This window comes from Pandoraea cepalis (genome assembly GCF_902459625.1).
Lineage (GTDB): Bacteria > Pseudomonadota > Gammaproteobacteria > Burkholderiales > Burkholderiaceae > Pandoraea > Pandoraea cepalis.
Map to the genome: position 1 here is coordinate 1 of NZ_CABPRY010000004.1, position 12,770 is coordinate 12,770.

Genomic DNA, 12,770 nt, shown 5'->3' on the forward strand with positions numbered 1-12,770 from the left:
CATCGGGGCGCCATCGGCCGGCGCACTGCTTCGCGCCGACGGGGCACGGCGTGCCTCGGGTTGGGCGGCCGGGGCGGCAGGCGGCGAATCCGCCGACGATGCACCGGAAGCGGCTGACGTGGGCGAACGCGATGACGTCGATGCCGCAGACGATGGGGACGCACGCCCCGTTTCCGCCATTGGGGCCCGCGACGGTGCGGCCGCTGGGGCCGCAGCCCGCGCGACACCCGCCATCTGCGGCGTTGGCGGTTCCGCCAGCGTGCCGCCCGCGAGCAACGGCGTGAATGCCGCCATTCGCAGCAGCGCCATCGAAAAACCGGTGTATTCGTCCGGCGCAAGTCCAAGATCGCCGCGCGCACGCGTGGCGATCTGGTAATACAGCTGGACGGCTTCAGGCGACAACGCCTGCGCCAGACGTCGCACGTCCGCCGCTTCCGGCCATTCGTCCGACACGGCCTGGGGGGCGTATTGCGCCAGGGCAATCTTGTGCAGCAAGCTGCCGAGATCCTGCAATCCCGCCGCAAACGAGAAACTGCGCTCGGCCATTTCGTCGGCAACGGCCAGCAGGTCGGTGCGCGATTCGTCTTTGAGGGCGTCGAGCAGACGCACGAGCACGCTCTGATCGATGGCCCCGAGCATGCCGCGTACGGCCGTCTCGGTCAGCGGTCCCGCAGCATAGGCGATGGCCTGATCGGTGAGCGACAAGGCGTCGCGCATGCTGCCGCCCGCCGCCTTGGCGAGCAGACGCAATGCCTGCGTCTCGTTCTCGATGCCTTCCTCGCCGAGAATGGTCGTGAGGTGCGACACGATGTGCCCGGCCGGCATCTGCTTGAGATTGAATTGCAGGCAGCGCGAGAGCACAGTGACCGGAATCTTCTGCGAATCGGTCGTCGCCAGGATGAATTTGACGTGCGCGGGCGGCTCTTCCAGCGTCTTGAGCATCGCGTTGAACGCGTGCCCCGTCAGCATGTGCACTTCGTCGATCATGTAGACCTTGAAGCGCGCATCCGCTGGCGCGTAGACGGCCTTTTCCAGCAGCGACGTCATTTCGTCGACGCCGCGATTCGATGCCGCGTCCATTTCCACGTAGTCGACGAAGCGCCCTTCGTCGATCGCCCGGCAGGCCTTGCACACGCCGCACGGCTCGGCCGTGATGCCCGTCTCGCAATTGAGCGCCTTGGCCAGAATGCGCGAGAGCGTCGTCTTGCCAACGCCACGCGTGCCGGTAAACAAGTAGGCGTGATGCAAACGCTGTTGCTCGAGCGCGTGCGTCAACGCACGCACGACATGCTCCTGGCCCACCAGGGTCGAGAAGCCTTTGGGGCGCCATTTGCGCGCGAGTACTTGATAGGTCATGCCAAATTGTAACAGTTCGGCGTTGAGCGTCCGCACCGATGTCAACGCCCAATCGGGCGTTGTCAGCCCGGGAAATCCGTCAGGCTATCGGTGCGATAGAAAAAAATGTTGCGCGATTCTACCAAGCGGCCCTGGCCCCCGCGATACGCGTTGAAATAGCACCGACGGGACACGCACGGTGGCCGTCAGCGGGCGTCGGCGAACCACGGCGGCGCCCTGTCCATTCACCATGGAAACGGCCGATCGCAACGTCACGCGGCATGTGAAAGCGGAGGCGGAATGTGCGCGAATGCGCTGAGAACATTGATAAAACAAGGGGGTAGGTGACGAGCCTGACCCTCGGCACTGGCAGAAAACGGTTGTGGCTGCTTCGTTCCCGACCTGACCAGATTGGCCGCGCCACCATGCGAGGAGGCCCGTCAGGAACAGATTCTACCAGAGTCGGCGTGCCAACAGAAGCCCGACGCGCGAGAATGTGGGGCGCGGGCGCTCCCAACGGCAACCTCGCGGCGCGCTCAGGCACGACGCGCAAGCGTTTGCGATTTCCGCTAAGATGAGTACAAACTGCATTGGCGAACGCTATTGAAGCACGCGATTGCAGCCTCCATATGGAGAATGCACGCCCGGGAAAGCCGGGTGACATCTCCGGCGTCGGTGAAAGCGCGCTGTTTTCACCGGACGTTTCCGAATAGTCAGACGAGGCAACAATACTCATGAGCGAACAAATCAAGCACATTTCCGACGCCAGCTTCGACGCGGACGTTTTGAATTCCGACAAGCCGGTGCTTCTCGACTTCTGGGCGGAATGGTGCGGTCCGTGCAAGATGATCGCCCCGATCCTGGAAGACGTGGCCAAGGAATACGGCGACAAGGTGCAAATCGCCAAGATGAACGTGGACGACAACCAGGCCACGCCGGCCAAGTTCGGCATCCGCGGCATCCCCACCCTGATCCTGTTCAAGAACGGCGCCGTCGCTGGCCAGAAGGTCGGCGCCCTTGCGAAGGGTCAACTGACCGCCTTCCTCGACCAGCATCTGTAATCCCCAGCCAATGACGGCAGGTGCCGGGGCCTTTGTCGCCGCAGTGCGACAGCCCGGCGCCGGACAAGCGGCGCAGTGCTTGCGCGCGGCGCTGCTTGCTATATAATCCGGCAACAAGCATCTCAAAGTTCTTCGAGCGTTCGCTCACTTTTCCCTGATCCTTCACTTGTCGTCCGTCGGACGGCACCCCCGTATGCATTTATCCGAACTAAAGTCCCAGCACGTCTCCGAACTGCTTGAAATGGCGAACGGTCTCGATATCGAGAACGCAAACCGCCTTCGCAAGCAGGAGCTGATGTTCGCCATTCTGAAGAAGCGCGCAAAGACCGGCGAGACCATCTACGGCGACGGTACGCTCGAGGTGCTGCCGGATGGCTTCGGTTTCCTGCGCTCGCCCGAGACGTCGTATCTGGCCAGCACGGACGATATCTATATCAGCCCGTCGCAGATCCGCCGCTTCAACCTGCATACCGGCGACACGATCGAAGGGGAAGTGCGTACGCCGAAGGACGGCGAGCGCTACTTCGCGCTGGTGAAGGTCGACAAGGTCAACGACCATCCGCCCGAGGCCTCGAAACATAAGATCATGTTCGAGAACCTCACGCCGCTGCACCCGAACAAGCCGCTGCTGCTCGAGCGCGACATTCGCGGTGAAGAGAACGTGACGGGCCGCATCATCGACATGATTGCGCCGATCGGCAAGGGCCAGCGCGGTCTGCTCGTGGCCTCGCCGAAGTCGGGCAAGACCGTGATGCTGCAGCACATCGCTCACGCGATTGCCACCAACCATCCGGAAGCCAAGCTCTTCGTGCTGCTCATCGATGAGCGCCCGGAAGAAGTGACGGAAATGCAGCGCTCGGTGAAAGGCGAAGTGGTCGCTTCGACATTCGATGAGCCGGCCACGCGTCACGTGCAGGTCGCCGAAATGGTGATCGAGAAGGCCAAGCGCCTGATCGAAATGAAACAGGACGTGATCATTCTGCTCGACTCGATCACCCGTCTGGCCCGCGCTTACAACACCGTGATCCCCGCCTCGGGCAAGGTGCTCACCGGCGGTGTGGATGCCAACGCGCTGCAGCGCCCGAAGCGTTTCTTCGGCGCCGCGCGTAACGTCGAAGAAGGCGGCTCGCTCACGATTATCGCCACCGCGCTGATCGAAACCGGCAGCCGCATGGACGACGTGATCTACGAAGAATTCAAGGGCACGGGCAACATGGAAGTGCACCTTGAGCGTCGTCTCGCGGAGAAGCGCGTCTACCCGGCCATCAACCTGAACAAGTCGGGCACGCGTCGCGAAGAGTTGCTCATCAAGCCGGAAATCCTGCAAAAGATCTGGGTGCTGCGCAAGCTCATCTACGATATGGATGAGGCTGAAGCCATGGAATTCCTGCTTGGCAAGATCAAGCAGACGAAGAACAACGCCGAGTTCTTCGACCTGATGCGCCGCGGCGGCTGATTTCGCCCCCTGCGCGTCATGAGAGAAAGCCGCGACCCGCGTGTCGCGGCTTTTTCTTTGCGCCACCCCGCCGCTGCGCGGGCTGTCACGATGACTGTTATATGATGGAACGGCACCGCGCACTGGCCGCCAACACGCGTTCCCCAACGCGGTTCCCGAAGGAGAGATTGCAATGTCCGAGCAAGACGATTTGATGGCGGAAGCCTTTGCCCACCTCGAAGCCGGCGACCCCGAGTCGGCGCTGGAGATCGGCAAACGGCTCGAGTCGATGCAGTACTCGGGCGCCTATGAGGTGCAGGCAATGGCCTACGCCGATATGGACGACATGGAACAGGCCGTGAGCGTTCTGGAAGCCGGTGTCGCCCATGCGCCGGGCGTCTGGCTGCTCTGGCAACTGCTCGGCAACTACCGCTCCGATCTGGGGCGCTTCCCTGCCGCCATCGAGGCATACGAGGCCGCTGGCAATTGCGCGCCGGACGAAGACGTCGTCATCGTCGACTTCAACCACGCCAACGCCCTCACCCGCCACGGCGATTTCACGTCGGCACAAACGCGTCTCGACCGTGTGCTTGAGAGCCCGCACCTCGCACAGGCCGGACGTGCCTTCATCGAAAACGCCATTGCACTGCGCATGCACCTGTTCAACGCCCAAGGTGAGCCGAAGGCCGCCATTGCCACCTACGAATCGCTGCACCAGCACGAGCGTGACGACGAAGGTAGCAACGTGGCAATGGCCGACGTGCTCGCCGAACTATCGCTCGCGTACAAGCAGTCGGGCGATAACGATAAAGCGCTCGCGTCGGCGCTGGAGGCCGTGCAGCTCTACAAGTGGAGCGACACTGCCCTGTGGGCCCTGCGTGCCGCACGCGACGCGCAATCGGATGTGGCCCACGTGATGCATCTGATTGTGGAAGGGCAATGGTATGAGCCGCTGGAGGATGAGGATCCCGATGGCCCGCCGCCCGCGTTTGTCACCACCTACGACGTGGTGGCCGAAGATGAAGCCGAAGCGCTGCGTCTGGTCGCGGAATGCGAGCCGCCGCAAGTGCGCGACTCACTGCGTATCGCCGAGACGCACCCGGTCGAGCACGACGAGGAGTCGCCTATGCCCTACAAGGGGGTCTATGCCACGGGCGACTACCATATGTATCAGCCGGGCGATGATATCGACTGAGCGCACTGCCAAGCGCATCGCCTGAGCACACGGATCCCGCGGGTCGATCCACTGAATCGACCTGATTGTCCGGCATCGCACAGGTCATCAGCGACCGTTAGCGACAAAGGGCACCGGAATTCACCCGGTGCCCTTTGTCGATTGACTGCATGCACGCCGATGATCGCGGGGGCGTCGCGCCCCCACGATCACGCATCAGCTTATTTATAGCCCGCTCGATCGAGGATACGCTGCGCTTCCGGCAGGCTTTTCGCGATGGTGCCGATGGGCACGTCTTCTGCCTTGAATGGGCCCAGCGCGGCGAGTGCCGGGTTGTCGACGCGAGTCGTCGGCACGGCGGGCCACTCGTTGTTGCCGTTCGCGAAGTACCGCTGCGCGTCGTCGCTCGCGAGATATTCCAGGAACTTCACGGCATTGGCATGGTTCGGTGCATGCTTGGCAATGCCCGCCCCCGCGACATTCACGTGAGTGCCCTTGCCCGCCTGATCCGGCCAGATCAAACCCACCTTGGCCATCAGCGCCTTGTCCTCAGGTTTCTCCGAACGCGCCATGCGCACGTAATAGTAAGAGTTCGCGAGCGCCACGCTGCACTCCCCTGTCGCCACCGCCTTGATCTGGTCGGTATCTCCCCCGCGCGGTGCGCGCGCAAAGTTCGCCACCATGCCTTCGGCCCATTTTTGCGTCGCCGGCGCGCCTTCACGCGCGATCAGCGCGCCCACCAATGAGAGCATGTACGGATGCGAGCCAGACCGGGTGCAGACTTGCCCCTTGTGCGACGGATCGGCCAGCGAGGCGTAGGTCCGCACCGTCTTCGGGTCGATCTTGTCCTTGTTGTAGACGATCACACGCGCCCGCGTCGAAAAGCCGTACCAGTCAGTGCCGGCCGTCGTGCCCGCGGCATGCAGCTTGGCTGGAATACGCGCATCGAGCGTCGTCGACCGGGTCGGCTGGAACAGCCCTGCCTCGTCCGCCTTCGCCAGACGCGCCGCGTCGACCATCAGAATGACGTCCGCCGGACTCTTCGCCCCCTCGCTCTTCAACCGCTCCAGTAGCGCCGCGTCGTCCGCTTCGATCCGATTGATCTTGATGCCGGTCTGTCGCGTGAACGCACCGAAAAGCTGTTCGTCGGTCTGGTAATGACGCGCCGAATACAGGTTCAGCACGCCACCGGTGTCGGCCTGCGCGCCGAGTGTCGCGCCCATCAACGTGCCGAGTACCGTCAGTCGCGCCAGTTTGCCAATCGTCTTCGCCTTCATGGGCCATTCCCCCGCTGTCGTGGTTTCGTAGAGAGGAACAGGATAATGAATCATGGTCAATATTGCAAATGATTCCCATTATCGTTAGTTCGCATCTTCATTATGGGAAACGTGCAGGGCGCGGCTAGGTGGGGCGATGGCGCGCGGGGTGCGGCCGGCAAATCCTCAAGGCCGCCGCCCCTGGGGACAGAAGGCACCCGAACCTGGCGCGCTCCGTCGGTTGCGGCTGATAAGACGAGGCACCCCGTCAAAGGTTCCGGTCAGGTGCGCGCCTCTCGACGATCTCCTCGAAAAGTGAACCGAATTGCGCCCGGGCGGCTCCAACCGCCGTAAAATTGCGCGTCGACGCGCGCCAGTCGCCCGCCATCCCCCGGATCGAAGGCGCCACGCGCGTTTGTCCTGCCCTGCCGGAGTTTCCCCTTGTTGTCGTCGATTCGAAAACTACGTCGCCCTGTCACACCGACAGTCCACGGCGCCCCCGCCCCCGCGCGGCCTCACTCGCACTCGCTCTTGCTCCCTCTTTTGCGCCCCCTCTTGCCCTTCCTCGCCAGCGCGCGCGTCCCGCTTGCCGCCTCACCCCGCACGGCCTTGAGCGCACTCGCCATGACCGCCGTGTTGGCCGGGTGCGCGAGCGCGCCGGGGGGCAATGCGCCCGTGACCTATGCCGACAGCATGTCGTCGAGCGCGCAGACACCGACGGCCCCCGCCACCCCGGCGGCGCCGCCGAAGGTCGTCCGGCCGCTGAAGATCGGTCTTGCGCTCGGCGGCGGCGCAGCGCGCGGGTTCGCGCATGTGGGCGTCATCAAGGCGCTGGAGGCCCGTGGCATACACGCGGACATCGTGGTCGGCACCAGTGCGGGGAGCGTCGTCGGCGCAATGTACGCCTCCGGTCTGAACGGCTTCCAGCTCAACCGCCTGGCGTCGACGATGGATGAGGCATCGATCAGCGACTGGACGATGCCATTCCGCTCTCGCGGCATGCTGCGCGGCGAAGCCCTGCAGTCCTACGTCAACAAGATCCTCAAGGATCGCCCGATCGAACAGATGCCGCGCCAGTTGGGCATCGTGGCCACCGACTTGCAGAGCGGTGCACCGATCCTGTTCCGCCGCGGCAATACCGGACAGGCCGTACGCGCGTCGAGCAGCGTGCCGGGTGTGTTCGAACCCGTGCATATCGGCACGCGCGATTACGTCGATGGCGGTCTGGTCGCGCCGGTGCCCGCCGAATACGCCCGCCAGATGGGGGCCGACTTCGTGATTGCCGTCGACATTTCGGCCAACCCGACCGCACAGGCCACGCAAGGCCAGTTCGACATCCTCATGCAGACGTTCACGATCATGGGGCAGTCGATCAAGCAGTACGAGTTGGAGAAGAATGCGGACGTGGTGATTCGTCCGTCGCTGGCAAAGATGGGGGCCTCGGACTTCCAGGGCCGCAATCGCGCCATCCTGGCTGGCGAAGAAGCGGTTGCCGCGATGTGGCCGCAGATCCAGCGCAAACTCGCCGAAGCACAGACGGAAGCCACGCGCGGCCTGCCGCAAGCCTCGCGCTGAGCGAAGCAACGCCGGGCCGCGCCAGGCACCCGGCCAAGCGCAGAAAGCCGGCGCCTGAAATGAGAAATGCCGCCCACTGGGCGGCATTTCGTTTTGTTGTCCCGTCTGGATATCCGCCAACGCCGCGGACATCAAACGCTTACATCGGGTGGTCGTTCTTGAAGAGCTGCTCGACGCGCGTCAGTTCGGCGCTGGCCTTGAGCGTTTCGACACGGCGGGCGCCGTTGTAGCGGGCCGACCAGTATGACTCACGCAGGTCTTCCACACGAATCTTGCCGCCGGTGGCCGGGGCATGCACGAACTTGTCGCCGCCAATATAGATGCCGACGTGCGAGAAGCTTCTACGCATCGTATTGAAGAACACCAGATCGCCCGGCTTCAGATCGGTCTTGGCGATACGCTCGCCCACCTGACTCATTTCTTCCGCGCGGCGCGGCAGCATGAAGTTGAGCGTGTCCTGGAACACGTAACGCACGAAGCCGCTGCAATCCAGACCGCTGTCCGGCGTATTGCCACCGTACTTGTAGCGCACGCCGATGTAGTTCAACGCGCCCAGCACCACGTCCGAGGCCTTGTCCGTCACGTTCGAGAGCAGCTTCTGTGCACGTTGCACACGCGATTCTTCGACAGGCGCTTGCGGCGCATCGGATGCCGCGACGGCGGTCGCCGCGCTCTGGGCAGCGCTGAAACTACCGCCGGCCTGGAGGGTGGCAGCGGCCGCTCGGGCGGCGGCGGTCGGGCCGTTGTTGTAGTCGTCAGCCTGCGCCGACAACGAGGCGGTAACGAGGCCGGCGGCAGTGAACGCGAGAAGGAGTGTCTTGCGGATGCGCGGAGGGATCGTCTGCATTAGTCGCCGGGTTGAGTGTGTCGGATGGCCGATGAGTAGCTCTTCAGGTGCAACAGGATGCTGCCGTGTCGAACGCCTTCGAGTTACGCCCGGCTGACCCACCGCCGAACCTGTCGTCTTGACTGACTGTTAACTCGTTGAATATTCAACTTAATTGGTACGCGATAGTAATGTGAACGTCACATGATGTCAAAAGGTAATAGAAAAAAACAATCAGTGCAATCGGAAAATTTTCATTAGCAATCAAGCCCTTGCGATTTAGCCGATGTTCCGCGACGTTGCGTGATATTTCACCGGGGCGTCATGGGGTCCTCCCCCATGGCCGCCGCGATCAGCGTCCTCGTGTAATCGTTTTGCGGATCGAAAAATATCGACTCCGTGTCCCCCTGCTCGACCAGTCGCCCGTCCTTGAAGACCAGAATACGATGTGCCATCGCACGCATGACGGCCAGATCGTGACTGATGAAGAGGTAGCTCAGGTTGTACTTGATCTGCAACTGCGCGAGCAAATGGAGCACTTGCTGTTGAATGGACACGTCGAGCGCGCTGGTCGGTTCGTCGAGCACGATCACCTGCGGATCGACCACGAGCGCGCGCGCAATCGCAATGCGCTGGCGTTGACCGCCCGAGAACTCGTGCGGATAGCGCGACATGGCACGCGCATCGATTCCCACCTCGCGCAACACGTCCGCGACACGGGCTCGCCGCTCGTCTTCCGTCTGTTGCGGCCGATGCAGCGCGAGCCCCTCGCCCACGATCTCGTCGATCGTCATGCGCGGCGACAACGAGCCGAACGGGTCCTGGAACACGATCTGCATGCGCGAGCGCAGCGTGCGCTGCGCCTTGCCACGATAGGCGGCGAGCGGCTCGCCCTGGAATTCGACCTGCCCGGCACTCGTGCGCTGAAGTCCCAGCAACGCCATCGCGAGCGTCGACTTGCCGGAGCCCGACTCGCCCACCACGCCCAACGTCTCGCCCTGGCGCAATGCCAGATCGACCGGATGCACCGCGCGGAATCGTCCGCGTTGAAACCAGCCGCGCATGCCGGGCTGCGAGGTCGGGTAGTCGACCGCGACCCCGCGCGCCTCGAGCAACACCGGCGCAATGGGCAACACCGGATGAATCTCCCGCTGCGGACGGCTATCGAGCAGCTTGCGCGTGTACGGATGTTGCGGATCGGTGAAGAGCGTCTCGGTGTCCGCACATTCGACGAGAACGCCCTTCTCCATCACCGCGACGCGTTGCGCGAATCGCCGCACCAGATTCAGATCGTGCGTGATGAGCAGCACCGCCATGCCACGCGTCTCGGCGGCTTCGCGTTGCAGCGCCAGCAACAGTTCAACGATCTGGGCACGAATGGTGACGTCGAGCGCCGTGGTCGGCTCGTCGGCCAGCAGCAACTTGGGCCGGCACGCGAGCGCCATGGCGATCATGGCACGCTGGCGTTGCCCGCCTGACAGCTCGTGCGGGAAGTGCGCCACACGGCGCTCCGGCTCGGGAATGCCCGTGCGGCGCAGCAGCTCCACCGCGCGCGCCTTCGCCTCCTTGGCAAAAAGCCCTTCGTGCAGCTCAAGCGCCTCGGCAATCTGGTCGCCGATCGAATAGAGCGGATTGAGCGCGGTCATCGGCTCCTGAAAGATCATGGCGACGTCGTTGCCGCGGATGCCTCGCATTTCGCGCTCGCTCATGCCGGCCAGGTCGACGCCGTCGAGCATGATCCGTCCCTGTACCTGCGCGTCCTGCAACAGGCGCAGGATGGCCAACGCCGTCACGCTCTTGCCCGAGCCCGACTCGCCGACCAGCGCGACCCGCTCGCCCCGCCCAATGGCAAGACTCACGTCCTTCACGGCTTCGGTGTCGCCAAAGTACACCGACAGGTTTTCGATACTGAGTAAGGGCGCGCTCACATTGCCCCCCCGGCGGCGGCCTGCTTGTCCGCTACACGCGTGTCGAGCGCATTGCGCAAGGCGTCGCCCATGAACGTGAGCAGCAACAGCGTGAGCACGAGCACCACGAACGTGGCCAGCGAAATCCACCATGCATCGAGATTCGCCTTGCCTTGATTGAGCAACTCGCCCAGGCTGGGCGTCGGCGGCGGCACGCCAAGGCCCAGGAAGTCGAGACTCGTCAGCGCAAGAATCGCACCGCTCATGCGGAACGGCAGGAACGTGATGACCGGCGTCATGCTGTTGGGCAGCACGTGACGCCGGATGATCTGCCAGTTCGAAAGTCCCATCGCCCGCGCAGCGCGAACGTAATCGAGCTGACGATTGCGCAGGAACTCGGCGCGCACGTAGTCGGACAAGCCGATCCAGCCGAACAGCGAGAGCAGCACGAAAAGCAGCCACAGATGAGGCTCGAAGATCGACGCAAAAATGATGAGCAGGTACAGCTCCGGCAGCGAACCCCATATTTCGATCAGGCGCTGCAGCGTCAGATCGATGCGCCCGCCGTAGAAACCCTGCACGGCGCCGGCCAGCACCCCGAGCAGCGTGCCGGAGACCGTCAGCGCCAGCGCGAAGATCACCGACAACCGGAACCCATAGAGCAACCGTGAGAACACGTCTCTGCCGCGATCGTCCGTGCCCAGCCAGTTCTCCGACGACGGCGGCGCAGGATTGGGTGTGGTCGAAAAATAGTTGATGGTGTCGTAGTGGTAGCGCACCGGCGGATAGATCGCAAAGTTATCGCCCGCGCGGATGCGCTTCTCGATGAACGGGTCGAGGTAATCGGTCGGCGTCGGAAAATCGCCGCCGAAGGTCAACTCGGGATAGGTCTCCACGAGCGGGAAATACCAGTGCCCCTCGTAGCGAACGACCCACGGCTTGTCGTTGGCGATCACCTCGGCAAACAGACTGATGCCGAACAACACGACGAACACGACGAGACTCCAATACCCCAGTCGCTGGTTGCGAAAGCGCCGCCAGACACGCCAACGCGGCGACCGCGATGGGGCGAACGACGACGGGCGTGGCGTTGGCGTGGCGGATCGGGTCACGTCAGTGCTCCAGTCGATCGAATTGAATACGCGGGTCGACCAGGACGTAGCACAGGTCGGAGATGAGCTTGGTCACCAGGCCGATGAGCGTGAACAGATACAACGAGCCGAGCACGACCGGATAGTCGCGCCGCTGCACCGATTCGTACGAGAGACGCCCCAGCCCATCGAGCGAGAACAGCGTCTCGATCAGCAGGCTGCCCGCGAAGAACGCGCCAATGAAGGCCGACGGGAAACCGGTGATCAGCGGAATCAACGCGTTGCGAAAGATGTGCTTGAACAGCACCTTGCGCTCGGAGAGTCCCTTGGCGCGTGCGGTGAGCACATACTGGCGGCGAATTTCGTCGAGGAACGCGTTCTTCGTGAGCATGGTGACGACGGCGAAACTCCCCACGACCGACGCCGTCACCGGCAGCGTGATGTGCCACAGGTAGTCGGTGATCTTCGCCGGCCACGATAAATCGCTCCAGTTATCGGAGACGAGTTCGCGCAACGGGAATAACTGCCAGAACGTGCCGCCGCCGAAGAGCACCAGCAGCAACACCCCGAGCACGAAGCCCGGGATCGCGTAGCCGACGAGCACCACCAGACTCGTGAGCGTGTCGAATCGAGAACCGTTGCGCACCGCCTTGGCGATACCCAACGGCACCGATATCAGGTACGTGAGGAAAAACGTCCACAGGCCCAGGGAGATCGACACGGGCAACTTCGAGACGATCAGCGACCACACGCTCTGGTGATGGAAGTAACTTTGGCCGAGATCGAATTTCGCGAAGCGCTTGAGCATGAGCCAATAGCGCTCCGCCGGCGTCTTGTCGAAGCCGTACAACGCCTTGATCTGGGCCAGTTGTTGCGGGTCGATGCCGCGCCGTCCGCGATAGTCGCTCGCGGCGCCGCCGCCGCTCGCTTCCCCGCCGCCGCCGCGCCCCTTGAGTTCGAGCATGACCTGCTCGACCGGACCGCCGGGCACAAATTGGATGACCACGAAGGTCAGCGTGATCACACCGAGCAGCGTCGGGATCATGATCAGCAGGCGTTTGAGAATGTAGGACCACATGGTTGGGGGCAGCTCCTGTCGGTTCCTGACTC

At 63.3% G+C, this 12,770-nt stretch carries 10 protein-coding genes and 1 other RNA gene; 4 read left to right on the forward strand and 7 right to left on the reverse strand.

The window, feature by feature from the left end:
• Together dnaX and ffs are read right to left on the reverse strand one after the other, a co-directional pair.
• On the reverse strand, positions 1-1,356 hold a 1,356-nt coding region (gene dnaX, locus PCE31107_RS11180), incomplete at its 3' end, for a DNA polymerase III subunit gamma/tau (RefSeq protein WP_150608512.1).
• Positions 1,357-1,678: 322 nt separating this feature from the next.
• Positions 1,679-1,777: signal recognition particle sRNA small type (gene ffs, locus PCE31107_RS11185), an RNA gene on the reverse strand.
• A 292-nt stretch (positions 1,778-2,069) separates the two neighbouring features.
• Here ffs and trxA point away from each other — a divergent pair.
• The 3 genes from trxA to PCE31107_RS11200 all read left to right on the forward strand — a co-directional run bounded on the left by trxA (position 2,070) and on the right by PCE31107_RS11200 (position 5,026).
• Positions 2,070-2,396 carry a thioredoxin TrxA gene (trxA, locus tag PCE31107_RS11190; RefSeq protein ID WP_010807316.1) on the forward strand — a complete coding sequence of 109 codons (327 nt, stop codon included), beginning with the start codon at positions 2,070-2,072 and terminating at the stop codon, positions 2,394-2,396.
• Positions 2,397-2,589: 193 nt separating this feature from the next.
• A complete protein-coding gene (gene rho, locus PCE31107_RS11195; protein WP_026132103.1) occupies positions 2,590-3,852 on the forward strand; it encodes a transcription termination factor Rho in 1,263 nt (420 codons plus the stop codon).
• 172 nt (positions 3,853-4,024) lie between these two features.
• Positions 4,025-5,026, forward strand: a complete 1,002-nt coding sequence (locus PCE31107_RS11200; RefSeq protein ID WP_150608514.1) for a tetratricopeptide repeat protein — start codon at positions 4,025-4,027, stop codon at positions 5,024-5,026.
• 200 nt (positions 5,027-5,226) lie between these two features.
• Here the strand turns inward: PCE31107_RS11200 and PCE31107_RS11205 are convergent, their stop codons facing one another.
• Entirely contained in the window at positions 5,227-6,282 is a 1,056-nt protein-coding gene (locus tag PCE31107_RS11205) for an extracellular solute-binding protein (protein WP_150608516.1), read from the reverse strand.
• Positions 6,283-6,885: 603 nt separating this feature from the next.
• Between PCE31107_RS11205 and PCE31107_RS11210 the strand changes: the two genes are divergently transcribed.
• A complete protein-coding gene (locus PCE31107_RS11210) occupies positions 6,886-7,836 on the forward strand; it encodes a patatin-like phospholipase family protein (protein ID WP_150608518.1) in 951 nt (316 codons plus the stop codon).
• A gap of 139 nt (positions 7,837-7,975) precedes the next feature.
• Here the strand turns inward: PCE31107_RS11210 and PCE31107_RS11215 are convergent, their stop codons facing one another.
• The 4 genes from PCE31107_RS11215 to PCE31107_RS11230 all read right to left on the reverse strand — a co-directional run bounded on the left by PCE31107_RS11215 (position 7,976) and on the right by PCE31107_RS11230 (position 12,738).
• Positions 7,976-8,683 (reverse strand): C40 family peptidase, encoded by a 708-nt coding sequence (locus PCE31107_RS11215; RefSeq protein ID WP_130025641.1) that lies wholly within the window; start codon positions 8,681-8,683, stop codon positions 7,976-7,978.
• A 290-nt stretch (positions 8,684-8,973) separates the two neighbouring features.
• Positions 8,974-10,590 carry an ABC transporter ATP-binding protein gene (locus PCE31107_RS11220; protein ID WP_150608520.1) on the reverse strand — a complete coding sequence of 539 codons (1,617 nt, stop codon included), beginning with the start codon at positions 10,588-10,590 and terminating at the stop codon, positions 8,974-8,976.
• Positions 10,587-11,681 (reverse strand): ABC transporter permease, encoded by a 1,095-nt coding sequence (locus PCE31107_RS11225; protein ID WP_130025639.1) that lies wholly within the window; start codon positions 11,679-11,681, stop codon positions 10,587-10,589. Before PCE31107_RS11225 ends, PCE31107_RS11220 begins: the two co-directional genes overlap by 4 nt.
• Position 11,682: 1 nt before the next feature.
• A complete protein-coding gene (locus PCE31107_RS11230; RefSeq protein WP_130025638.1) occupies positions 11,683-12,738 on the reverse strand; it encodes a microcin C ABC transporter permease YejB in 1,056 nt (351 codons plus the stop codon).
• Positions 12,739-12,770: the final 32 nt, after the last annotated feature.